The organism is Janthinobacterium kochi (assembly GCF_051380715.1).
Classification (GTDB): Bacteria; Pseudomonadota; Gammaproteobacteria; order Burkholderiales; family Burkholderiaceae_D; genus Janthinobacterium.
Genome location: NZ_JBNYXO010000008.1, coordinates 58836 through 82402 on the forward strand (window position 1 = coordinate 58836; position 23567 = coordinate 82402).

A 23567-nucleotide genomic window follows, 5' to 3' on the forward strand; every position below is an offset into this window, starting at 1 on the left:
CGTTGGCGCAGCCATGCCTGTTACCTGTTGAAGCTTCCATGCGACTCCCTTTGTTGTATATCAAGGCCGCCACCTGCGGCATCGTTCTTTCCCTCTTCCATGCCACGGCGCAAGCGTCCGCGCTGCCGCACGACATGTCGCCGCTGGGCATGTTTTTCGCCGCCGACCAGGTCGTCAAAAGCGTGCTCATCGGTTTATTGATCGCTGCGCTGGCCACCTGGGTGGTCTTGCTGGTGAAGGGCGCCAGTTTGCTGCAAGCCCGGCGTGCGGCGGCGCAAGCCGTTGCCTTACTGAAGACTGCCACGTCCTTGCCGGATGCGGCAGTAAAGAGCGGGGCGTCTTTGCTGGCGCAACGGTTGCTCGATGATGTGCAGCAGGAACTGAGCTTGTCGCACGCCTATGCGACGGCGGCGGCGTTGAAAGAACGGGCCGGTTTTCGCCAGGAACAGTTCACCGCGCAGCAGGTGCGCGCCATGACGCAAGGCATAGGCCTGCTTGCCAGCATCGGCGCAGTGGCGCCGTTTGTCGGCCTGTTCGGCACCGTGTGGGGCATCATGAACAGTTTTATCGGCATCGCCGTCAGCCAGAGCACGAATTTGGCCACCGTGGCACCGGGCATCGCGGAAGCCTTGCTGGCAACGGCCCTGGGCCTGGTGGCGGCGATTCCCGCCGTCGTCATCTATAACGTCTTGAGCCGTGGCATCAACCAGTACAAGGCGCAGCTGCGCGCCGCGTCGGCGCAAGTGCTGCTGATGCTCAGCCGTGACCTCGACACGCGCAAGCAGGCCTGAACCATGGCTCCCCTGTTTCCTGCGCCGGACGACGATACGGCCGACATGCCGGAGCTCTGCGAGATCAATGTCACGCCCTTCATCGACGTGATGCTGGTGCTGTTGATCATTTTCATGGTGGTCTCGCCGCTGGCCACCGTCGACTTGAAAATCGACTTGCCGGCCGCTACGGCCCAGCCCGAACCGCGTCCCGAGAAACCATTGTTCGTTTCCCTGAAAGCCGACCACAGCCTGTACCTGGGGGAATCGCCCGTGGCGCGCGAGCAGCTGGGCAGTTTGCTCGATGCGCAGACGGGCGGCGACCGCCAGCGCACGCTGTTTTTCCAGGCCGACAAGCAAGCCGGGTATGAAGACGTGTTGGGCGTGATGGATGCCTTGCGCCAGGCCGGCTACCTGAAAGTGGGCCTGGTGGGCCGGGAGGGGGGCGGGTGAATCCGCGTCCGATATTGAGCTGGGGCATCGCCACGTCGCTGGTGCTGCTGGCTTCCCTGGCGCTGCTGCTGTGGGCCAGCTGGCAGCCTGTCGCCGTGGCGCCGGCCAATCCGGCCGCCAGCGTGATGCTGGTGTTTGCCGCGCAAGCCATGTCGCCGGAAACACAGGTCGCGCATGCCGTGGGCGCGCGCCAGTCGGCCGCCTCCAGCGCCGCCCGGCCGCCAAAGAGCGCCATCCGGCAGGAAGCGCTGCCGGTACTGGCGCGCGCCGCCGCGCCGGAGATCGTCGCGGCGGAAAAAGAGGAAAAGGCGGCCGCCAGCCCCTCGACGGAACCGGGCAAGGATGCCGCCAAGGAAGCGTCCATGCCCGCGCAGGCCAGCAGCAGCGCCACACCGGCACCGGCCGCCGTGCGCGGTCCGCAGGCAGCGCCCTTCAACAGCGATACGCCGCCCGCCAGCGCGGCGCCGGCCAGCTGGCAAAGCCGCGTGCTCAGCCACCTGGCCCAGTTCAAGCGCTATCCGGGTGATGCGCGCCAGCGCAAGCGGGCCGGCGCCGCCTGGGTGCGTTTCCAGGTGGACCGCGACGGCAAATTGCTGGCCAGCGAATTGATCACGTCATCGGGCACGGTGCTGCTCGACCGCGAAGCGCTGCAAGTGCTGCAGCGCGCGCAACCGTTGCCGGCGCCGCCCGACAACGTCTTACACCAGGGCACGGTGACGGTCACCTTGCCCGTCTCGTTCAGGCTGGAACCAGGACAGGACAAGGCATGAGGATGCCGATTGTTGTTCATTAAAAATCTCACCATAACAAATCGAGGGTGTATGCATATCAAGACAATGGCACGCGCCGTGGGCGTCTGCATGGCGTTGCTGGCGCAGCAGGGATGGGCGCAAGAGGCGCAGGATAGTACTGCGGGCAAGGTGGAATTCTCTCCACTGAATGTGTCGGGTGAATCGGTGCCAGTGGAGCAGCAGGCGCTGGAAAAAGCGGGCGCCGTCAGCGCGCGCGGGTCGGACACGCGCTTGCAGAGCGTCGACCAGATCCTGCGCGGCATGCCGGGCACGTTTACGCAGATCGATCCGGCGCAAGGGGCCGTCAGCGTGAATATCCGCGGCCTGTCCGGCTTTGGCCGGGTCAACACCATGATTGATGGCGTGACGCAAAATTACTATGGCAGCGCACCGTCGGAAGTGGCGCATGGGAGCGTGCCCAGCAGCCAGTTCGGCGCGCTGATCGATCCGAACTTCATCATCGGCGTGGACGTGTCGCGCGGCAATGCGGTCGGCGGCGATGGCGTCAATGCGCTCGGCGGCAGTGCCAATTTCCGCACCATCGGCGTCGATGACGTGGTATTCAAGGGCGAAAAGGTGGGCGCGCGCACGAAGATGTCCGCCGGCACCAATGGCGTGGGACGCAGCGCCATGCTGGCCGTCGGCATGAAAAACCCCGCCTTCGATGGCGGCAGCGTGGGTTTCATGGCGGCCACCAGCGCGAGCGTGATCGGCAACAACTACAAGAACGGCAATGGCACGGACAGCGAGGAATTCGGCTTCGGCTACAACCGCTTTTACAAGCAGAAGCCCAAGTCGCAACTGCTCAAGCTGGACCTCACATTGAGCGACTTCCATGCGCTGGAACTGTCGGCGCGCGATTACCGCAATACGTTCACGCGCCGCGATATCCAGAGCGATGATTACTATGTGAAATATCACTACACGCCGTTTTCGGAATTGATCGACCTCAATGTGGTCGCCAGCAGCAGTCGTGGCAAGCAGAAATACATGCCGGAAGCCTTGATTAATTTTGTCAACACCAGCACGGCCAACCGCGCCGATGCCTTTGACATCAACAACACCAGCAGCTTCAAGCTGGCGGGCGGCGACGCGCTGGTGAGCGTGGGCGGCAAGCTGATGCGCAATGAATACAGCAAGCACGTGGAAAGCCTCGTCGATGATCCGGACAACCCGGACGCCAACGCGCAATCGATAGAAAATAATACCTTTGGCCCCGCCGGCAAGCAAAAGATCGACAGCCTGTACGCGGGCCTGCAATACAACCGCGGCATTGTTCAAGTCAATGCGGGTCTGAACTACACCCGCTTCGAGCTGACGGGCTACAAGCCGGCCTGCGACGAGCGGGTGAAATGTTTCCCGCAAGGGGCGGCGCATATCGCGCTGAAGGAACATGGCATCAACCCTTCGCTGCTCGTTTCCGCGCAAGTGACGCCGTGGTTCCAGCCGTTTGCCAGCGCCGAGCGCACCATGCGCGGACCGAACCCTCAGGAAGTATTCTTTTCCAACGATGGCGGCGCCTCGATGAATCCCTTCCTGAAGGGCGAGAAAGCGACGACTTATCAGCTGGGCTTCAATTCCAGCCTGCACGGTCTGCTGAGCGCCAACGATGCGCTCCATTTCAAGGCCCTGTATTTCAAAAGCAAGATCGACGGCTATATCACCAGCCAATCTTTCCTCGTCTGCGATAACGGGCGCAAGTGCAATATGTCGGAAGTGCTCGCCACGGACTGGGAAACGGTCGATGAGTACGTGACGAACATGTATATCTACATCAACTCGGCCACGCCCGTGCACACGCGGGGATGGGAACTGGAAGCGCAGTACCAGCTGGGACCGGCCTATGCACGCCTGTCGTACACGCGTGAAAAGACCAGCCAGCCGACCTCGATCGCCAGCGCGTGGTTCGGCGCGTCCGACATCAGCGAATTGCCCAGCACTTACTACAACCTCGACGTGGGCACGCGCTTGCTGGACAATAAAATGGAGATCGGCGCCATCGTCAAGCACACGGGATCGAACCGCCGCCTGTCGCCGGACAATGAAGCCAATGAAGTAACGGGTGAAGTGACGAAAGTGGACAATCCGAAGATTCCGGCCGTGATCGACCTGTACGCCAGCTACCAGGTGTCAAAAAACCTGTTCCTGCGCCTGTCGGTGCAAAACGCCATGGACAAGAATTATTCGGAAGCGTTGAACCGCTTGAATTCGATGCCGTCGCAGTCGAACGACAATACGCCGATGAGCACGGCGAGAGGGCGGACATATGTGGCGGGGCTGGAGTACCGCTTTTAAAGCAGACACCCGCCCCGCGCTTTGGCTTAATTAATACTCGCGTGGCGTGGTGCCATAGTAGCTGTGGATGGACTGCGCCCACGTGGTATCGGCCATGTCCGGCCAGTTATCCGTGTCGAAGCCGGGCGCGTTTTCGATGCGCTCCTTGTCGACGTTGAGGGTGAAGCGCTTGTTGACGGTATCGAGCAGCAGCGCTTCCCACGGTACCGCGAACAGCTTTTCGCCGATGGTAAACACACCGCCGTGCGACATGACGGCGTAGGCGATCTTGCCGCTGCGCATGTCGATCATGATTTCCTTGATTTCGCCCAGATGTTCATCCTTGGCGTTGTGCACATGGTCGCCGATCAGAGTATCTGCACCCATCAGTTCAGGACCGGGGCCTTTGTGGCCGCGGTTGACATACATGCCGTAGGCGTCGCGTTCTTCGTAGCTCATGATGTACCTCCGTTGAAAAATCCCAGTCTGCGGCCGGAGCGCGGCAGGGTCTGTTCGCTCGCCCACACAAATTAAGGAATTGAAAATATTTTAATTATTACTATTGGGTAATTTTGTTGTGTGTAGACCGCAGGAGCGGGGGCGATCGTCGCCATTTGGCGCAAATTTCCACGTGTGGAGAGCGCCGAAGGTGGGCTTTAGTGTATAATTTCAATTTCCCGCACGTGCCGTTCGGCACCATCTGCAATGACCAAATTTGTCTTCGTCACTGGTGGCGTTGTGTCTTCCCTTGGAAAAGGGATTGCCGCCGCCTCCCTCGCCGCGATCCTCGAATCGCGCGGCCTTAAAGTCACCATGCTCAAGCTCGACCCGTATATCAACGTCGATCCTGGCACGATGAGCCCCATGCAACACGGTGAAGTTTTTGTTACCGACGACGGGGCCGAAACCGACCTCGACCTCGGTCACTACGAGCGCTTCATTTCCACCCGCATGAAAAAGGTGAATAACTTCACCACTGGCCAGATTTATGAATCGGTGATCCGCAAGGAACGCCGGGGCGAATATCTGGGCAAGACCGTGCAGGTGATTCCGCATATCACCAATGAAATCCAGGATTACATCCGCCGTGGCGCCGAAGGCTACGACGTGGCCCTGTGCGAAATCGGCGGCACCGTCGGCGATATCGAATCGTTGCCATTCCTGGAAGCGGCACGCCAGCTGAGCCTGCGTGCCGGCCGCAAGAACACGGCCTTCGTCCACCTGACCTTGGTGCCTTACATCGCCTCGGCCGGTGAACTGAAAACCAAGCCGACCCAGCACTCGGTGCAAAAACTGCGTGAAATCGGCATCATGCCGAACGCGCTGCTGTGCCGTGCCGACCGCGCCATCCCGGAAGACGAGCGCGCGAAAATCTCGCTGTTCTCGAATATCGAAGAGCATGCCGTCATTTCCGTGTGGGACGTCGACACCATCTATAAAGTGCCGCAAATGCTGCACGACCAGGGCCTCGACAAGATCATCTGCGAAGCGCTGGACCTCGATCCTGCGCCGGCCGACCTGTCGATCTGGAGCAAGCTGATCTACACGATGGAACACCCGAAGGCGGAAGTCACCGTCGGCATGGTCGGCAAGTATGTCGAGTTGACCGAGTCGTACAAGTCGCTGATCGAAGCGCTGCGCCACGCTGGCATCCACACGGAAAGCCGCGTCAACATCGAGTACATCGATTCGGAAGAAATCGAAACGACCGGTTGCGAGAACCTGGCCAAGTACGATGCCATCCTGGTACCGGGCGGCTTCGGCAAGCGCGGCGTGGAAGGCAAGATCAAGGCGGCCCAGTTCGCCCGTGAGCACAAGATCCCTTACCTGGGCATCTGCCTGGGCATGCAAGTGGCCTTGATCGAATATGCGCGCAACAAGGCTGGCATGCCGAACGCGAATTCGACCGAGTTCGACCTTGATACGGATCAACCTGTCGTTGCACTGATCAATGAGTGGCAAAACCACGATGGTAAAGTCGAGTTGCGCGATGAAAACTCGGACCTGGGCGGTACCATGCGCCTGGGCGCGCAGACCTGCGCCGTCAATCCGGGCACTCTCGCTGCCGAGATCTACGGCAGCGTGGTGACCGAGCGTCACCGTCATCGCTACGAAGCCAACAATCATTACCTGGCCCGTGTCGAAGCGGCTGGCATGATCGTCTCGGCCCGCACGCCGAGCGAAGATTTGTGCGAAATCATGGAATTGCCACGCACGGGTGAAAATTCCCACCCATGGTATATGGGCGTGCAATACCATCCCGAGTTCAAGTCGACGCCACGCACCGGCCATCCCTTGTTTACCTCGTTCATCAAGGCAGCGCTGGCGCACAAAGAAGCCAACGCCGCCGCGCAATAACGCGGTCAATTGCGACAGTATTACCCGTAAGACAGCTCCCGGCCAGATGGTTCCCGCCGGGAGTTTCTTTGCCCCCTTTGTGCAATTGCGCATCAGAACGCAGTGTGCAGCCCCTGTTACGCTTAACTTTGGAGAATGACATGAGTGCTATTGTTGATATTATCGGTCGCGAAATCCTGGACTCGCGCGGTAACCCGACCGTCGAATGCGATGTGTTGCTGGAATCGGGCGTGATGGGCCGCGCGGCCGTGCCGTCGGGTGCCTCGACCGGTTCGCGCGAAGCCGTGGAATTGCGCGATGGCGACGCCAAGCGCTACTTCGGCAAGGGCGTGCTGCAAGCATGCGAAAACATCAACACCGAAATCTCCGAAGCCATCATGGGCCTGGACGCCAATGAACAGGCATTCCTGGACCGTACCCTGATCGACCTGGACGGCACGGAAAACAAATCGCGCCTTGGCGCCAACGCCATCCTGGCCGTCTCGATGGCGGTCGCCAAGGCTGCCGCCGAAGAAGCGGGCTTGCCGCTGTACCGCTATTTCGGCGGTTCGGGCGCCATGCAGATGCCAGTGCCGATGATGAACGTCATCAACGGCGGCGCACACGCCGACAACAACCTGGACATCCAGGAATTCATGATCATTCCCGTGGGCGCTCCGTCGTTCAAGGAAGCTGTCCGCTACGGCGCGGAAGTGTTCCACACGCTGAAAAAGATCCTGCACAAGAAGGGCCTGAACACCAACGTGGGCGACGAAGGCGGTTTCGCGCCATCCTTGGCCAACCATGAAGAAGCCATCAAGCTGATCATCCAGGCCATCGAAGAAGCGGGCTACGAGCCAGGCACGCAGATCGCCATCGGCCTCGATTGCGCCGCGTCCGAGTTCTACAAGAACGGCAAGTACGAAATGGAAGGCGAAGGCCTGAGCCTGACGGCCACCGAGTTCACCAACCTGCTGGCGACCTGGTGCGACAAGTACCCGATCATCTCGATCGAAGACGCAATGCACGAAGGCGACTGGGACGGCTGGGCGATTCTGACGGCGGAACTGGGCAAGAAAGTACAACTGGTCGGCGACGATCTGTATGTCACCAACACCAAGATCCTGAAAGAAGGCATCTCGAAAGGCATCGCCAATTCGATCCTGATCAAGATCAACCAGATCGGCACCCTGACGGAAACCTTCGCCGCCATCGAAATGGCCAAGCGCGCCGGTTACACGGCCGTCATTTCGCACCGCTCGGGTGAAACGGAAGACTCGACCATCGCCGATATCGCCGTTGCCACGAACGCCCTGCAGATCAAGACCGGCTCGATGTCGCGCTCGGACCGCATGGCCAAGTACAACCAGCTGCTGCGTATCGAAGAAGACCTGGGCGACATCGCCAGCTACCCTGGCCGCGATGCGTTCTATAATCTGAAGTAAGCTGATGTAAAACCCACTGGCCGGCCGGAGATATCCGGCCGGTTTGTTAACTGAATGCCCCATGCGCCTGATTACGCTCGCCCTGGCAGCCCTGCTGCTGTTGATCCAATTTCCCCTCTGGCTGGGTAAAGGTGGCTGGCTGCGTGTTGCCGACATGGAAGCCCAAGTGGCGGTGGCCAACAAGAAGAACATGGAATTGAAGGCGCGCAACGCCAAGCTCGAATCCGAAGTGCGCGACTTGAAAGATGGTACGGGCGCCGTCGAGGAGCGTGCCCGCTATGAGCTGGGCATGGTCAAGCAGAATGAGATTTTCGTGCAGATCGTGCGCAAGGGACAAACCCCGCCACTGCTGGAAACGCCAGTGGACGCTGCTGCGCCGCACTAAGACAGGTCTACTTCCCGCTTGCCAGCCTGGACCGATTGCCAGGCTGACATGTCACATTACTACCTTGTATTTACTACCTTGTACTTCTGTACACGACTGGCCGCATGGCGCGGCGTGCTGTTACTGTCTTGCTGCTGACTGATCAGAAACGGGCTTTGCCGGTCGAGATCAGGTAGAAATGGATGCTGGTGACCACGACGGCCACGCTTACCAGCACGGTTTCGAGAAATATCATATAAAAATCCCTTCAGTGTTTAGTTATCCGCGCGAGGCCAGGAAACGCAATTCCGAAGCCAGATTCGGCATCAGGTGCTCATAACGGGCCGCTTCCGAGTTCAGCAGGGCGATGTCGCGCTTGCTTGGTCGCACATAGCGTTGCTCTTCGTTGCTGGCGGCGTTGCTGGCGATGACTTCCTTTTGCGCCAGTTCGCTGTATGGCTTGGAAGCGAGCAGGGCGCCCAGGAAGGCGCGCGTGGCGCGGCCCAGGTTGCTGAAGTAGTTGTCGTCGTTGCTGTAGGTGTTGGTAAAAGTGGACATATGCCCTCCATGAATGGTCTGTTGTTGCATTGCACAATAGTGGAGTTGGCGATATATGTCTAATTTCAAATTCCAATTTCAGTAATTCAAGAAATGAATAATAAGGGCGTAGCCGCTGGCCACGCCCTGAAAATGAATTTGTTACGAAATGTTTATCCTGCGGCGATGCGTCCCAGGCCCGGATCGTCGCTGAAAAAGCCGTCCAGTCCCGTTGCGATATAGCGCCGCATTTCCGCCACGGATCCCGCTTCGTTGCGCGCGTTTTCGCCATTGCCGTCACGGAAGTCGGCCGCCAGGAAACGGTTTTCCGGACGGAAGGTCCACGTGTGCAACAGCAGGCCCGCCTGGTGCGCATCGTCGACGATGGACGAGGGCTTGGCCAGGCGCTGGTCGGTGCCCAGCGCGATGACGCCTCGCGTGGGCGGCGCCACCACGTCCGCATAGGCGGCGATGTCGCGCAGGCCGGCCGGCGTCGTCATCTGCCCGAACGTCAGCTTGCCGCCCGCCTTGACGACATCCATGGGGCGCACATCGCCGCCCACCACCAGTTGCATCAGGCGCACGTTGGCGCGCCGTCCCAGTTTTTCGCGCAAGTACTTCAAATTGGCCACTTCGAAGGACTGGATTTCGATCGGCGCGCGGCGCGTGTACTCGTGCGCCAGCATGGTCGACAGGAAACGGTCTTCCAGCGCCAGGCCTGCATCGCGGAAGTACGTCGAGCTTTTCAGCTCCGGCACGAGGCCGATGATGCGGCCACTGGCGGCAGATTGCGCTGCAACAAAATCGATGATTTCTTCCCACGTCGGGATCTGGAATTGTCCATCGTACAAGGTGTTGCCGGTGCGTACTTTCGGCAGCCGTTCGATGGCGCGCAGGGTTTTGAGTTCCGCCAGGGTGAAGTCGTCGACAAACCAGCCCTCGTGCCATTCGCCGTCGACCAGCTTCTTGCCGCGCCGGTTGGCAAATTCAGGCCGGCGCGCCACGTCGCTGGTGTCGATCAGATTGCTTTCGTGGCGCGCCACGAGGATGCCGTCGCGCGTGGCGACTAGGTCCGGCTCGACGTAGTCGGCGCCGTCGGCGATGGCCTTGGCATACGATGCCAGGGTGTGCTCGGGGCGCAGGGCGCTGGCGCCGCGGTGGGCGAACACCAGCGGACGGCTAGGCTTTGTTTCCAGCAGGCCGGCGGCAAAGCCGGGCGCGCTGGCCAGGGCCAGGCCGCCCACGGCCGCCTGGACGAAGCTGCGGCGCGAAAAGTGCCGTTGCGGGAGGATAGGCGCGCGCATCAGAAGTCCGCCGTCAAGGTGAGGAAGCCCTGGCGCGGGGCGATGGGGAAGGTGTTGTAGGTCTTGTCGGCCGCACCCACCACCACGTTCAGCGATCCTTCGCGGTTGGCTAGGTTGCTGACGTTGACACGCCAGCGCGGGTTTTTCAGCCAGCTGGCCATGGCCGGCAGCTTGCCCGACACGCCCAGGCCCATCAGGAAATAGCTGGGGACCGATAAATCGTTGGTGTACGTCGCGTAGCGCTTGCCCACATAGTCACCCGTCAGTTGCACTTCGATATCGCCAAAGGTAGCCGAAGCCACGAACTTGTTCAACCATTCCGGCGAGCCGGGCACGTTCTTGCCGGCCGTCAATACCAGCGCGGCGCCATTGTTGTAATTGTCCGCATATTGCGAGCGGTTGTACGACAGGGCATTGTAGAACGAAAAATTGTTGCCAAAGTGAACGGTGCCGGCGATATCGATGCCGTCCGTGCGCACGCTGCCCACGTTGGCCAGCACGGGGTTGCCGCCAATGATGGAGGAAATCACGGGCGTCGGGCTGATCTGCAGCAAGCGGTTGCTGAAATCGACGTGGTAGACGTTGACCTGGCCATCGATGGAAGTGATGGCGCCCAGATTCAGCGCATGGCTGCCGCGCACGCCCACTTCATAGGTGAGTGCCGTTTCCGGCTTGGCATCGCGCTTGAACAAATCAAAAGCGGCCTGGCTCGACAAGCTCCATGGCGAGGCACCGCCGCCGCCGTAGGTGACGAACTGGCGCATGTTTTTCTGGATATTGAAGTACAGCTGGTCTTGCGGCGTGACATCCCAGCGCGCGCCCACTTGCGGCAAGAACCATTTTTTCGTGTTGATGGTGCCGACCGGCAAGGCCGTCGAGCCACCGGAAATGGCGCCCTTGGCCGGCTGCACGGGGAATTGGCCGTCGGCAAACTGCAGGCTGGACTTGAAGCCGGCCTGCAGGGCGATATCGGGACGGATGCGCCATTCATCCTGCAAGTGCAGTTGCACCACCTTGTTGTCGATCTCGCTGCCGTACTGCGTGATCAAAGGATTGCTGGGCGGTCATACGGCGAGGTCGGGTTGTTGACGTCCAGCGCATACCAGCGGCGGTAGGCGGAGGACCGGTTCTGCTCCAGCCACAGGCCCGCTTCCAGCTGGTGATTGCCGATTTCCTTGCGCAGCGTGGAAAGGAAGCCGCCGCGCTTGATGTCGTATTCCGTGGTGCGCACGGCGTAGCCCGAGTTGCCGAACACCTGTTTCAGGTTCTGTTTCGGGTAGTACACGCTGAACAGGCCAGGCAAGCCGGCCACGCCGATGGGGCCGGCCACCACGCCCGCACCGTCATCCTTGTGGTAATACACCTGGTTAGCCCACGTCGTGCCTTCACCCAGGTTGGCGTCGAACTTGGCGTAGGCCAGGTAATCGGTACGCTGCGCATCGCTGTAGTAATTGCGGTAATTGTTGCCGTCCGCAGCCGGCGTGGCGCCCGTCGGCGACAGGTAGTTCAGGGCCGCCTTGAAGTCCGGGTACAGGAAGGGGCGCGTGTACGGTGCGCTCGTCTCCCCGGCCACGTGCACGGTGCTGTCTTCGTTCGGTTCGATCTTGTCCGAGTAATTGAAGAACAGGGTCAGCTTGCCCGCCTCGCTGCGGTTGACGTATTTGGCATTGAACTGGTCGCCGCCCTGGCGCGCGTCGAAATCCCAGGCGCGCGCTTCGTGGTGCAGGATGGAAAAGTAAGCGCTGCTGCCATCGCCAAAGGCGCCCGTATCGTAGCGGGCAAACGTGCGCGAAGTGCGGTGGCTGCCCACCGTTTGCTGCACGCTGGCGCCTTGCGTGGCCAACGGGTCGCTGGAATAGGTTTCGACGGTGCCGCCCAGGTTGCTGGTCGAGGCCGTCGCCAGGTCGCCCGCGCCCGAGGACAGCACCACGCTGCGCACGTTTTCGCTGATCACGGCGCGCTGCGGCGACAGGCCGTTGTAGTTGCCGTACTGCTGGTCGCCCAGCGGCACGCCATCCATGGTGTAGCCCAGTTGCTGACCGGAAAAGCCATGCACGAACAGCGACAGGTTTTGCTCGTTGTTGCCCCATGGATCGGCCGTCTGGAAGCTGACGCCAGGCAAGGTTTGCAAGGCTTTCAGAGGATTCGTGCCGGGCAGGATTTTCTGGATTTCATTCTTGCTCAGGGCAACCGAAGAGCGCGTCTTGCGCGAGGAAATTTCCACCGTGGCCATCGGTGCGTTGTCATCAACGGGCGCGGCCATGTCGGTGGCGGCGGACGCCACGGCGGCGGCGACGGCCGTTTGGGCCAGGGCCGGCAGGGAGAGGCCTGCGGCGCAGGCGCCCAGCAAAACATGAAAGGAATGGCGGCGCAGGGCCAGCGTCAAGTGGGTGGTCATCATCAGCCTGTGGAAAGTAGTGTGGTTAATACAAGCTGCGCAGCGTAACGGCGGCGCGTGACGGGCTGATGACGGGCTGATGACGGAACGATGACCGTGGAAACAATTGCGCCGCCTGAGGGGCGGCGCGGAAGGATGATGGCGAAACTGTAATGCTTGCTTGAGCTTAGTTGATGCTCGCTGCGGGAGGAATCAAGACTTCGGCCGGCGCATCCGTGAGGAACAGCTGCGCGCAATCGACCTTGTCGAATTCGTAGTGCTGGCCGCAGAAATCGCAGTTCACGCCCACTTGGCCCACTTCGTCCAGGGTGCCGTTGACTTCTTCCTCGCCCAGCATCTTGAGCATATTGCCCACTTTTTCGCGCGTGCAGCTGCAATGGAAGCTCGGGTGCAGCGGGTCGAAGACGCGGATGGTTTCTTCCCAGAACAAGCGCTGCATCAGGGTCTCGATGTCGGTAGCGAGGATTTCTTCCTCTTTCAGGGTCGACGCCAGCATCACGGCGCGGTGCCATGTGTCCAGTGCAACTTCTTCCGAGACAGGCGTCGCTTCGGCCTTGCCGCCATGGTGCGGCAGCTTTTGCAGCAGCAGGCCGCGCGAGACGCTGTCGTCCGTGGCCAGCCACAGGCGTGTGTCGAGCTGTTCCGAGCGCAGCATATAGTTTTCAATCACGGTGGCCATGTCGTCGCCGTCGAGCGGCACGATGCCCTGGTACGGTTGCTGGCCTGGCACCTTGTCGGCCGGGTCCAGGGTGATGATGAAGCGGCCCTTGCCCGTGGCGTTGAGCAATTGCGGCACGCTGGTGACGTCGGGGATGGTGGCGTCCGGGTCCAGCTTGGCTGTGGCGCGCAGGCGCAGGTCCGAATCGCACTCGACCACCATCAGGCGTACGGGACCGTCACCGTGGATTTGCATGATGATGGAGCCGTTGAATTTCAGGTTGGCCGACAGCAGGGCGGCGGCGGCGACCATTTCACCCAGCACTTTTTTCACGGCCGTCGGGTAGGCGTGGCGCGACACCACTTCCTGCCAGGTGTGGGAGACGTCGATGAACTGGCCGCGCACGGCGGCGTTGTCGAAAATAAATTTTTGCAGGGTATCCTGGCCGGTAACGGTTGCGCTGACGGCGCCGATGGTTTCAGTCGTCATTCTTTTATCCAATCTTCTTGAGTTGCGTATTAAATAGCTGGCCGCGTTGCACATAGTTCACGGCGTTGCCTTGTAGCTTGGTGATATCGTCTGCCGTCAGGGCCCGCACGGCTTTCGCCGGTGAGCCGATGATCAGCATATTGTCGGGAAATTCCTTGCCTTCCGTGACCAGGGCACCTGCGCCGACCAGGCAGCCCTTGCCGATCTTCGCGCCATTCAGGATCACGGCCTGGATGCCGATCAGGGCGCCATCGCCAATCGTGCACCCATGCAACATGGCTTGGTGGCCGATGGTCACGTTCTGGCCGATGTCCAGCGGGTAGCCCGGGTCCGTGTGCAGCACGGCGCCTTCCTGTACATTGCTGTTGGCGCCCACGGTGATGCGTTCATTGTCGCCGCGGATGGTGGCGCCGAACCATACGGAGGTATTCGCTTCCAGCGTCACCTTGCCAATCACGTTGGCCGTGTCGGCAACAAAAGCGGAAGCGTCAATCTGTGGCGCATCGGCGCCCAATTGGTAGAGTGTCATCATTAGCCTGTGGCGGTGGTGGAAGCGCCGGGCATGGCCGGACGCTGAAGTTTTACTGTGTTGCGTACGCTATTTTACGCTGTTGCAGGACAAGTCCTGGCGCCCGGCGCTAATCCGGTATAATAATCGAACGGTCGTACTTTTATGTGCACCCTATCTACAGACACAGCATGTGGCGCCATCCGCGCCACTTTCAAGGCAGGCAATCAGATGAAACCCATGAAACTTTCCCGTTCCGAATTCATCAACATCCGCGGCGCCCGCACGCATGTGCGCCACTGGGGCCGCGAAGGCGCGCCCATCCTGTTCATGGTGCACGGCTGGATGGACGTGGCCGCCTCGTTCCAGTTCGTCGTCGACGAGCTTGCCGGCGACTGGCACGTGATCGCGCCCGACTGGCGCGGCTTTGGCCTGAGCGATTACACGCAATCGGACACCTACTGGTTCCCCGACTATCTGGCCGACCTGGATGCCATGCTGCTGCACTATTTGCCGGATGCCCCCGTCAATCTGCTCGGTCACAGCATGGGCGCCAACGTGGCCGGCCTGTACGCGGGCGTGCGGCCCGAGCGCATCAGCCGTTTCATCAACCTCGAAGGCTTCGGCATGATGGCGACGCAGCCGGAGCAGGCGCCGGGCCGCTACGCCAAATGGCTAGCTGAATTGCGCGAGCCGCCCGCCATGCGCAGCTATCCTTCGCAGCGCGCCGTGGCCGAGCGACTGCAAAAGACCAATCCGCGCCTGCCGGACGCGCGCGCCGCCTTCCTGGCCGAGCACTGGTCGGCACAGAACGAGGCGGGCGAGTGGGACATCCTGGGCGATCCGCAGCACAAGCGGGTCAATCCCATCCTGTACCAGGTGGAAGAAGTGATGGCGTGCTGGCGCGGCATCACGGCGCCGGTGCTGTGGGTGGAAGCCGATGATACGAATATGTGGCAATGGATGGGGCCGAAGGAAGAGGCGCGCATCGAAATCGACCGGCGTTTGGCCTGTATCAAGGATGTGCGCTGCGAGATGATGGCCGACGCGGGCCACATGCTGCACCATGACCAGCCGGCGGAGCTGGCGCGCCTGGTGGAAACCTTCCTGGCGCAATAATGCGCTGGCGCCACTGTGTCGCTAACGCGACTTCCTTATCGGGCAAGCAGCGTACAATGAAAACTTCTTCCATGCTGAGCCCGTGCAGGGTATTGTTTTCACATGCTTAAAGTCGACCTGCATTGTCATTCGAATATCTCCGACGGCGTGCTGTCTCCCGCCGCCGTGGCTACGTACGCTCGCAAGGCTGGCGTCGATGTGTGGGCGCTGACGGACCACGATGAAGTGTCCGGCGTCGCCGCCGCGCGCACGGCCGCGCTGGACCTGGGCATGCGCTTCGTGGCCGGCGTGGAAATTTCCATCACCTGGGCCGGCCAGACCGTGCACATTGTGGGCTTGCAAGTCGATGAAAACAATCCGGGTCTGGTGCAGGGTTTACACCAGACGCGCTCGGGGCGCGACGCGCGCGGTCGCGAAATCGCCCGCCAGCTGGACCTGGCCGGCATTTCCGACGCCTATGAAGGGGCCTTGAAATTTGTCGGCAATCCGGATCTGATGTCGCGCACGCACTTTGCCCGCTACATCGTGGAAACGGGGAAATGCGCGAATATCCCTGACGTGTTCAAGAAATACCTGTCGGAAGGCAAACCGGGTTACGTCGAGCACCGCTGGGCGACCCTGGCCGAAGCGGTGGGCTGGATACGCGGCGCGGGCGGCGTGGCGGTCATTGCCCATCCGGGCCGCTACCGTTTCAGCGACATGGCGCAAGGCGTGCTGTTCGATGAATTCAAGCAGCTCGGCGGCGTGGCCATCGAAGTCGTCACGGGCAGCCACAGTCCGGACCAGTATCCCGAATACGCGCAGCTGGCCAACGCCTACGGCTTCCTCGCTTCGCGCGGCACGGATTTCCATGCGCCGGGCGAATCGCGCGTGGATTTTGCCAAGCTGCCGCCGCTGCCATCAAACGTAACCCCGATCTGGCACGACTGGTTCTAGGGCACGGCAGGCCTGCGCCTGCCGCGCGGGGCTTGAAAAGTCACGACCGCATACTTATCTTTTAGTTATTCTTGTTTTCCGGAGCCATCGCCCATGAAACGTATCGTCCTCTTTATTGCCACCAACCTGGCCGTGATGCTGGTGCTGTCGCTCGTGCTCAGTTTGCTAGGCGTGGGCAATCCGGCACGGGGCAGTACCCTGAACCTGGGCAGCCTGCTGGTGTTTTCGCTGGTGGTGGGCTTCACGGGATCGATCTTTTCCTTGTTGATCAGCAAACCCATGGCCAAGTGGAGCACGGGCGCGCGCGTCATCGATAACCCGACCTCGTCGACCGAGTTGTGGCTGGTCAATACCGTGCGCGCGCTGTCCGAGCGGGCCGGCATCGGCATGCCGGAAGTGGCCGTGTACGACGGCGACGCGAATGCGTTTGCCACGGGTGCCTTCAAGAATTCGGCGCTGGTGGCCGTTTCGACGGGCTTGCTGCAAAGCATGAACCGCGATGAAGTCGAAGCCGTGCTTGGGCATGAAATCGCCCACGTCGCCAATGGCGACATGGTGACGCTCACCCTGATCCAGGGCGTGGTGAATACCTTTGTCGTCTTCATGGCTAGAGTGGTGGGTTTCTTTGTCGACAATGTGCTGTTGAAAAATAATAACCGCGAAGGCGGCGGACGCGGCATCGGTTACTTTGTTACCGTGATGGTGTGCGAAGTCATCTTCGGCTTGCTCGCTTCCATCATCGTGGCCTGGTTCTCGCGCCAGCGCGAATTTCGCGCCGATGCCGGTTCGGCCAAGCTGCTGGGCAGCCCCACGCCGATGATGCATGCGCTGGCCCGCCTGGGTGGCGTACCGCCGGGCGAGCTGCCGCAATCGATGCAGGCGCTGGGCATCAGCGGCGGCAATGGCGGCTGGGGCGCACTGTTTGCCACCCATCCGCCTCTCGAACAACGCATCGCCGCCTTGCGCGGCGTACAATAATGATCATTTTAATAAGCTGGTTCGCCAGAATGTCCAGACCATGAGTCAATTTTTTCAGATTCACCCAGAGAATCCACAATTACGCCTGATCAAGCAGGCGGCGCAAATCATCCAGTCCGGCGGCGTGGTGGCATTGCCCACGGACTCCTGCTACGCGCTGGTGTGCCAGCTCGACGACAAGGGCGCCGTCGAGCGCCTGCGGCGCATCCGAGGCGTGGATGAAAAGCATCACCTGACCCTGCTGTGCCGCGATTTGAGCGAACTGGGTGTGTATGCCCGCGTGGACAACCGCCAGTTCCGCCTGCTCAAGGCGGGCACGCCGGGCGCCTATACCTTCATCCTGGAAGCGACCAAGGAAGTACCGCGCCGCCTGAGCCATCCTTCGCGCAAGACCATCGGCCTGCGCGTGCCGCAGCACCGCATCGTGCAAAGCCTGCTGGAAGAGCTGGGCCAGCCGCTGCTGGGCGCCACCCTGACCCTGCCCGGTGACGAAGACAGCCTGACGGATGCCGACACCATCCGCGAACGCCTGGAAAAACTGGTCGACCTGATCATCGATGGCGGCGTTTGCGCGCATGGCCCCAGCACCGTGATCGACTTGACGGGCGCGGAGCCGGAAGTGGTGCGCGTGGGACGCGGCGACCCGGCTGTGCTGGGCCTGTAAGGTGAGCGCCGCCGAGCGCGAATTTACCTGCCTTTAATTGCCGCATAAGAAAGTGCCTGGGACGCCTCTGGTAGAATCGCGGTCATGAGCGATTTCAATACGATAGTCCAGACCGTTGCGGTGTACCTGGTGCCGGTGCTGTTTGCCATTTCCCTGCATGAGGCGGCGCACGGCTACGCGGCCCGCTATTTTGGCGATCCCACGGCCTCGAACGAGGGCAGGCTGAGCCTCAATCCCATCCGGCATATCGATCCTTTCGGCACGATATTGCTGCCCTTGATACTGTATTTCACGATCCAGGTGCCGTTTGGCTATGCCAAGCCGGTGCCCGTCGATTTCAGCCGCCTGCGCAATCCGAAGAAGCAGATGGCGTGGGTGGCGTTTGCCGGTCCTGGTGCCAATTTCGTCATGGGCCTGGGCTGGATGATCGCCTTTGTCGTGCTCAGCGTCCTGCCACCGACGGAAATGGGCATGTTTTTCCGCAAGATGGCCGGCGCCGGCGTCAGCGTCAATGCTGCCATGTTTGTCTTTAACCTGATTCCCGTGCCGCCCCTCGATGGCGGGCGCATCATGACGGGCTTGCTGCCGATGCAGCTGGCGCGTCCTTACGCCAGCATCGAGCGCTACAGCCTGTATGTGTTCGGCGCCCTGGTGCTGCTGATGTACACGGGCATATTGAACCGCGCCTTGCTGGCGGCGATCGAATTTGTCATTGGCATTTTTGTCACCCTGGTCACGCCCCTGACGGCGATATTGACTTGATGCACGCAACTGGATGGTCGCAAATAATTGATGGAAGTACCGATGCAAGTAACTGAACCAACCATAGAAACCGAAGCGATTTCCGGCTGGCTGCGCCGCTGGGCGCCCCTGATCCCCGGCGGCGAGGTGCTGGACCTGGCCTGCGGCGCCGGCCGCCATGCGCGCCACCTGGTCAGCCTGGGCCACCCCGTCATCGCGCTCGACCACGATCCGGAAATGCTGGAAAAGGCGGCCGGCACGGGCATCACCACCTCGCTGGTGGACCTGGAGGCGCCAGGCGCCGTGTGGCCCTTCGCCCCCGGCCGCTTTGCCGGTATCGTCGTCACCAATTATCTGCACCGGCCCCTGCTGGAAGCCATGGTGGCCAGTCTGGCGCCCGATGGCGTGTTGCTGTATGAAACCTTTGCGGAAGGCAATGAGCAGTTCGGCAAGCCGTCGAATCCGAAATTCCTGCTCAAGGAAGGCGAAATGCTGAGCTGGGCGGTGCAGCACGGCTTGCGTGTGGTAGCGTATGAGGATGGACGCGTGGAACAGCCAAAAGCTGCTCTGGTGCAACGAATTTGTGCCGTCCGGCCGGATTTTCCACGGCTGGCAGCCCTGCTGCCGACGTTTTGAGCGGCCATACTATGTCAGAATGCACCACAGGCGCGGGCTATCCGCTACAATCGTTGTTTTATTTATCGGCGCTATAAACTTACTATGATCAAGGGCAGCATTGTAGCAATCGTCACCCCGATGCACGCAGACGGCAGTCTGGACTTTCCAGGTCTGCGCAAGCTGATCGACTGGCATATCGCCGAGGGTACGGACGGCATCGTCATCGTTGGCACGACGGGCGAATCGGCAACAGTCAGCGTGGAAGAACACTGCGAACTGATCCGGTTGACCGTCGAACATGCCAAGGGACGCATTCCTATCATCGCCGGCGCCGGAGGCAACTCCACGGCCGAGGCCATCAAACTGACGCGCTATGCGAAAGAAGCGGGCGCCGATGCTGTCCTGCAAGTCGTGCCGTACTACAACCGTCCTACCCAGGAAGGCATGTACCAGCACTTCAAGGCCATCGCCGAAGCCGTCGACATTCCCGTCATCCTGTACAACGTGCCTGGCCGCACGGTCGCCGACATGAGCAATGAGACCATCGTGCGCCTGTCCGCCATCCCGAATATCGTCGGCGTGAAAGATGCGACCGGCAATATCGGCCGCGGCATCGACTTGCTGCGCCTCGTGCCGGCCGACTTCGCCGTGTACTCGGGCGACGATCCGACGGCCATGGCGCTGATGTTCTGCGGCGGCCACGGCAATATCTCCGTGACGGCCAACGTGGCGCCGCGCGCCATGCACGAACTGTGCGTCGCGGCCATGGCGGGCGAGCGTGCCACGGCGATCGCCATCAATAACAAAGTATTTCCTCTGCACCAGAAATTGTTTGTCGAGCCTAACCCGGTGCCCGTCAAATGGGCGCTGGCCGAAATGGGCCTGATGCCAGCTGGCATACGCTTGCCACTGGTGCCACTGGCTGAAAATTGCCATGCTATCGTGCGCGATGCCTTGCGCGACGCCGGCATCTTGTCTTAAGGCCGAACTTCAAGCCCGGACTTGACCAGTCCGGACCTTCCCTGATTCCAGCTGCTACTTAGCTTCTTATCCAGTTACGACATGACTAATTGCAAGAAAAACCAATCGGCGCCTGCCACCATCGCCGTCCGCGGCATCGTCATCGGCGCCATCGCAGCCAGCCTCGCGGGCTGCGGCATGATCAGTTCGGTAGTCGGCGGCGACAAGGTCGACTATAAGTCGGTCAAGAAAGCCGGCACCCTGGACGTGCCGCCTGACCTGACGCAATTGCAGCAGGACAACCGCTACTCCCTGCCAGATTCGAAAAACGGTGTGGCCACGGCTTCCGGCTACAACGCGCAGCGCAATGCCACGGCCGGCACGCCGCTCATCGTGGGCGCCGACGGCGTGGTGGGCGTCGTGCCGGTCACGGCCGGTGGCGTGAAGGTCGAGCGCGCGGGCAACCAGCGCTGGCTGGTCGTCAAGCAGTCACCTGAAGTGCTGTGGCCGCAACTCAAGCAGTTCTGGGAAGATTCCGGCTTTACCGTTGCCATCGACCAACCGACGGCTGGCATCATGGAAACCGAGTGGAATGAAAACCGCGCCAAGTTGCCGCAAGACTTTATCCGCAACACCATTGGCAAGGCCTTCGATTCGATGTACTCGACAGGTGAAAAAGACAAGTTCCGCACCCGCGTGGAGCGTCTGGCCGATGGTTCGACCGAGATCTACATCAGCCACCGTGGCGTGGAAGAGGTCGTTACGGGCCGCGACAAGGAAACCACTACCTGGACCGCGCGTCCCAACGATCCTGGCCTGGAAGCGCAATTCCTGGCCAAGCTGATGACGCGCCTGGGCGCGGCCAGCGACGAAGCGCAAGCGAAGACGGCCGTCGACGCCGCCATCGTGCAGCCGCTGCACGCCAAGCTGGTCGGCGACGCCGCCACGCCGGCGCGCGGCATCGAAGTCGATGAAGGCTTCGACCGCGCCTGGCGCCGTGTCGGCCTGGCGCTGGACCGCGTCGGCTTTACGGTGGAAGACCGCGACCGCACGCAAGGCACGTATTTCGTGCGTTACGTCGATCCGGATGCTGTCAAGAAAGATGGTTTCTTCTCGAAACTGTTCAGCTGGGGCTCCTCGTCCGACAAGGACAAGGAAGCGCAGCGTTACCGCGTCCTGGTCAAGGCCGGCAATGGCTCGACCAGCCTGGTCAGCATCTTCAGCAACGAAGGCAAACCCGATACCTCGCCAGTGGCCGAGAAGATCCTGGGCTTGCTGAACGAGCAATTGAAATAAGTGGTGTGACAGCGGCAGGTTTGAAAACCTGCCGCGCATTAAAAAGGCTGGCCCGGGAAACCGGGTCAGCCTTTTTAATTGCCGATGGTCAGCGTTTTATCTTGCGGATAAAACTGCGGACGTAAAAAAGCCGGCCCGAAGGCCGGCTTTCTTTCCTGCGGGGTGCTAAATTACTTAGCAGCCGATGCAGCAGCCGAAGCAGCCGAAGCAGCGTCGGTAGCGGCCGAAGCGGCAGCCGAAGCAGCAGCAGCAGCGTCGGTAGCGGCCGAAGCAGCAGCGTCAGCAGCAGCAGCTGGAGCAGCTTCAACTACTGGTGCTGGTGCTGGGGTTTCAACTACTGGTGCTGGTGCAGGAGCTTCTTCTTTTTTGCTGCAAGCAGCCAGAGCAACAACCATCAGGGAGGCGATCAGCAGGGATTTTTTCATTTGTTTTCCTTAATTATTTCAAAAAATAAATCAATATTGTTGCGATGAATAATTACCGGTAATTATCGCTCGTTAGGTCGTCTTCGAAGGCTTTTCGTACCAGGTGGTGCCTGCCAGACAACGGAAACTTCCTAACCGAATATTATAGCGATTTTTGGTGCGTCGCAATAGGAGCAAGAGGCAAATTCGCAACTATTTTGTGATATCGCAATATTTGCCGAAGCAAATTGCAAGCAAGTGTAAGCGATTTGCGAAAGCGCGACAAAACGATGTAAAAATATTATGTCCCATTGTGCTCGCGCAGATGTTGTCTTTTCACCTGTTGTCATACCACTTTGCTACACCACGATCATTCAGGCCAGTTCGATCCAGCCATCCTGATACCAGGTATATAACGCATCCATCACGTCATCGGAAGCCTGGGCCACGGCGGCGCCATCGAGCGCGCGTTCGTTGGCTAGGGTTTCCAGGGCCGCTTTGTCGGCCTTGCCAATGGCAAACGATTCGCCATTGATGAAGACATTCTTGCCACGATACAGCATCAGCGTCTTGCGCGACAACACGACACCCTTTTTCTGTGCGGCGTCCGCGAAGCGGCCCACTGTCAACGGCTTGGACAGCGGCGTGAAAAACACATTGTGTTTCGGTTCCGACAGGTGTTCGCCCAGGAAGATGGTCACGTCTTCTTCCGTGAAGCGCACCTTGTTAATTTCTTCCGTGATGATGCTGAGCATTTCACGGGGGATCTCTGCCGGTTTGCCCGACGCTTTCAAGTCGGGATCGCTGTAGATGCCCGGCAAGTCGATCGAGTCGGCCATGAATTGCAGGAAAGCTTCGCCCAGTTCCTGGAACGTGGGTGAGCGGAAGCCGATCGAATACGTCTGGCAATCGCCGATGGCCACGCCGTCGTGCGCGTAGTGGGGTGGCAGGTACAGCATGTCGCCCGGTTCCAGCGTGAATTCTTCGTTGGGCGTGAAGTTGCTGAGGATTTTCAGTGGCAAGCCGTCGATCAGGCTCAGGTCCTTCTGCGCGCCGATGCGCCAGTGGCGCTTGCCCTGGCCTTGCAGCAGGAACACGTCGTAGGAATCGAAATGCGGGCCCACACCGCCGCCATCGGTGGCGAAGCTGACCATCAGGTCGTCCAGGCGCGCGTCCGGCAGGAAACGGAACTGGCGCAGCAGGGCATCGGCCTTGGCGCTGTGCAGGTTGGCGCCCTGCACCAGCAAGGTCCATTCCTTCTGTTTCAGCGAGGGCAGGCTGGTCAGCGGGCCTTGCTGCATGTTCCAGTGGCCATCCGTATGGCTGACCAGGCGCGATTCGACGTGGTCCAGGGTGGCCAGCTCGGCCAGGGCCTTGATGTCGAACAGCGCCTTGAAGCCAGGCACGGCTTGACGGATCAACAAGGGTTTTTTATGCCAGTAGTCGCGCAGGAATTGCGCCGGCGTGATATCGCCGAGGAGAGTTAATTTTTTCATGCGCCCATTATAACAACCGGAAATGCA

At 60.6% G+C, this 23567-nt stretch carries 24 protein-coding genes; 15 read left to right on the forward strand and 9 right to left on the reverse strand.

What is annotated here, in order from left to right:
• The first annotated feature begins 38 nt into the window (after positions 1–38).
• From exbB to ACQ4WL_RS17930, 4 genes are read left to right on the forward strand one after another with little or no spacing between them, the layout of a single operon-like run.
• Positions 39–791 (forward strand): tonB-system energizer ExbB, encoded by a 753-nt coding sequence (gene exbB / locus ACQ4WL_RS17915; RefSeq protein ID WP_436510956.1) that lies wholly within the window; start codon positions 39–41, stop codon positions 789–791.
• A gap of 3 nt (positions 792–794) precedes the next feature.
• Positions 795–1223 (forward strand): TonB system transport protein ExbD, encoded by a 429-nt coding sequence (gene exbD, locus ACQ4WL_RS17920; RefSeq protein ID WP_436510957.1) that lies wholly within the window; start codon positions 795–797, stop codon positions 1221–1223.
• Positions 1220–1993, forward strand: coding sequence for an energy transducer TonB family protein (locus tag ACQ4WL_RS17925; RefSeq protein WP_436510958.1), 774 nt, complete (start codon positions 1220–1222; stop codon positions 1991–1993). Before exbD ends, ACQ4WL_RS17925 begins: the two co-directional genes overlap by 4 nt.
• Positions 1994–2044: 51 nt before the next feature.
• Positions 2045–4309 carry a TonB-dependent receptor domain-containing protein gene (locus ACQ4WL_RS17930; RefSeq protein ID WP_436510959.1) on the forward strand — a complete coding sequence of 755 codons (2265 nt, stop codon included), beginning with the start codon at positions 2045–2047 and terminating at the stop codon, positions 4307–4309.
• Between the two features lie 30 nt (positions 4310–4339).
• On the opposite strand, the gene ACQ4WL_RS17935 is transcribed toward ACQ4WL_RS17930, so the two are convergent.
• Positions 4340–4747 (reverse strand): PRC-barrel domain-containing protein, encoded by a 408-nt coding sequence (locus tag ACQ4WL_RS17935; RefSeq protein WP_436510960.1) that lies wholly within the window; start codon positions 4745–4747, stop codon positions 4340–4342.
• A gap of 246 nt (positions 4748–4993) precedes the next feature.
• Between ACQ4WL_RS17935 and pyrG the strand changes: the two genes are divergently transcribed.
• The 3 genes from pyrG (at position 4994) to ftsB (ending at position 8455) form a co-directional block, all read left to right on the forward strand.
• A complete protein-coding gene (gene pyrG, locus ACQ4WL_RS17940) occupies positions 4994–6646 on the forward strand; it encodes a CTP synthase (protein ID WP_099762759.1) in 1653 nt (550 codons plus the stop codon).
• Between the two features lie 140 nt (positions 6647–6786).
• Positions 6787–8070: a phosphopyruvate hydratase gene (gene eno / locus ACQ4WL_RS17945; RefSeq protein WP_034750709.1), complete on the forward strand. Its 1284-nt coding sequence runs from the start codon at positions 6787–6789 to the stop codon at positions 8068–8070.
• Between the two features lie 61 nt (positions 8071–8131).
• Positions 8132–8455 (forward strand): cell division protein FtsB, encoded by a 324-nt coding sequence (ftsB, locus tag ACQ4WL_RS17950; RefSeq protein ID WP_035821182.1) that lies wholly within the window; start codon positions 8132–8134, stop codon positions 8453–8455.
• 258 nt (positions 8456–8713) lie between these two features.
• Here the strand turns inward: ftsB and ACQ4WL_RS17955 are convergent, their stop codons facing one another.
• The 6 genes from ACQ4WL_RS17955 to ACQ4WL_RS17980 all read right to left on the reverse strand — a co-directional run bounded on the left by ACQ4WL_RS17955 (position 8714) and on the right by ACQ4WL_RS17980 (position 14349).
• Positions 8714–8992 (reverse strand): hypothetical protein, encoded by a 279-nt coding sequence (locus ACQ4WL_RS17955; RefSeq protein WP_436510961.1) that lies wholly within the window; start codon positions 8990–8992, stop codon positions 8714–8716.
• Positions 8993–9144: 152 nt separating this feature from the next.
• On the reverse strand, positions 9145–10275 hold the full coding sequence (locus ACQ4WL_RS17960) for a glycerophosphodiester phosphodiesterase (protein ID WP_436510962.1): 1131 nt from the start codon (positions 10273–10275) through the stop codon (positions 9145–9147).
• The gene (locus tag ACQ4WL_RS17965; protein ID WP_436510963.1) at positions 10275–11324 is read right to left on the reverse strand and encodes a TonB-dependent receptor domain-containing protein; all 1050 of its coding nucleotides are present in this window, start codon (positions 11322–11324) and stop codon (positions 10275–10277) included. Before ACQ4WL_RS17965 ends, ACQ4WL_RS17960 begins: the two co-directional genes overlap by 1 nt.
• Positions 11321–12676: a TonB-dependent receptor plug domain-containing protein gene (locus tag ACQ4WL_RS17970; RefSeq protein ID WP_436510964.1), complete on the reverse strand. Its 1356-nt coding sequence runs from the start codon at positions 12674–12676 to the stop codon at positions 11321–11323. The genes ACQ4WL_RS17965 and ACQ4WL_RS17970 overlap by 4 nt, the downstream gene beginning before the upstream one ends.
• A gap of 163 nt (positions 12677–12839) precedes the next feature.
• Positions 12840–13820 (reverse strand): Hsp33 family molecular chaperone HslO, encoded by a 981-nt coding sequence (hslO, locus tag ACQ4WL_RS17975; RefSeq protein WP_436510965.1) that lies wholly within the window; start codon positions 13818–13820, stop codon positions 12840–12842.
• A 4-nt stretch (positions 13821–13824) separates the two neighbouring features.
• Positions 13825–14349: a gamma carbonic anhydrase family protein gene (locus ACQ4WL_RS17980; RefSeq protein ID WP_133989878.1), complete on the reverse strand. Its 525-nt coding sequence runs from the start codon at positions 14347–14349 to the stop codon at positions 13825–13827.
• 219 nt (positions 14350–14568) lie between these two features.
• Here ACQ4WL_RS17980 and ACQ4WL_RS17985 point away from each other — a divergent pair, with 219 nt between their 5' ends.
• From ACQ4WL_RS17985 to bamC, 8 genes are all read left to right on the forward strand, one after another.
• Positions 14569–15447, forward strand: a complete 879-nt coding sequence (locus ACQ4WL_RS17985; protein WP_436510966.1) for an alpha/beta fold hydrolase — start codon at positions 14569–14571, stop codon at positions 15445–15447.
• Positions 15448–15549: 102 nt separating this feature from the next.
• Positions 15550–16383 (forward strand): 3',5'-nucleoside bisphosphate phosphatase, encoded by an 834-nt coding sequence (locus ACQ4WL_RS17990; RefSeq protein ID WP_436510967.1) that lies wholly within the window; start codon positions 15550–15552, stop codon positions 16381–16383.
• 93 nt (positions 16384–16476) lie between these two features.
• Positions 16477–17361, forward strand: coding sequence for a protease HtpX (gene htpX / locus ACQ4WL_RS17995; protein WP_353660473.1), 885 nt, complete (start codon positions 16477–16479; stop codon positions 17359–17361).
• Positions 17362–17401: 40 nt separating this feature from the next.
• Entirely contained in the window at positions 17402–18025 is a 624-nt protein-coding gene (locus ACQ4WL_RS18000; RefSeq protein ID WP_298402406.1) for an L-threonylcarbamoyladenylate synthase, read from the forward strand.
• Between the two features lie 84 nt (positions 18026–18109).
• A complete protein-coding gene (locus tag ACQ4WL_RS18005; RefSeq protein WP_436510968.1) occupies positions 18110–18787 on the forward strand; it encodes a site-2 protease family protein in 678 nt (225 codons plus the stop codon).
• A 42-nt stretch (positions 18788–18829) separates the two neighbouring features.
• Positions 18830–19402 carry a class I SAM-dependent methyltransferase gene (locus tag ACQ4WL_RS18010; protein ID WP_436510969.1) on the forward strand — a complete coding sequence of 191 codons (573 nt, stop codon included), beginning with the start codon at positions 18830–18832 and terminating at the stop codon, positions 19400–19402.
• 84 nt (positions 19403–19486) lie between these two features.
• Positions 19487–20365: a 4-hydroxy-tetrahydrodipicolinate synthase gene (gene dapA, locus ACQ4WL_RS18015; RefSeq protein ID WP_436510970.1), complete on the forward strand. Its 879-nt coding sequence runs from the start codon at positions 19487–19489 to the stop codon at positions 20363–20365.
• A gap of 81 nt (positions 20366–20446) precedes the next feature.
• Positions 20447–21640: an NlpB/DapX family lipoprotein gene (gene bamC / locus ACQ4WL_RS18020; protein WP_436510971.1), complete on the forward strand. Its 1194-nt coding sequence runs from the start codon at positions 20447–20449 to the stop codon at positions 21638–21640.
• A 170-nt stretch (positions 21641–21810) separates the two neighbouring features.
• On the opposite strand, the gene ACQ4WL_RS18025 is transcribed toward bamC, so the two are convergent.
• Together ACQ4WL_RS18025 and ACQ4WL_RS18030 are read right to left on the reverse strand one after the other, a co-directional pair.
• Positions 21811–22065 carry a flagellar basal body L-ring protein FlgH gene (locus tag ACQ4WL_RS18025; protein WP_043462404.1) on the reverse strand — a complete coding sequence of 85 codons (255 nt, stop codon included), beginning with the start codon at positions 22063–22065 and terminating at the stop codon, positions 21811–21813.
• A 353-nt stretch (positions 22066–22418) separates the two neighbouring features.
• The gene (locus ACQ4WL_RS18030) at positions 22419–23540 is read right to left on the reverse strand and encodes a ribosomal protein uL16 3-hydroxylase (RefSeq protein ID WP_436510972.1); all 1122 of its coding nucleotides are present in this window, start codon (positions 23538–23540) and stop codon (positions 22419–22421) included.
• Positions 23541–23567 lie beyond the last annotated feature (27 nt).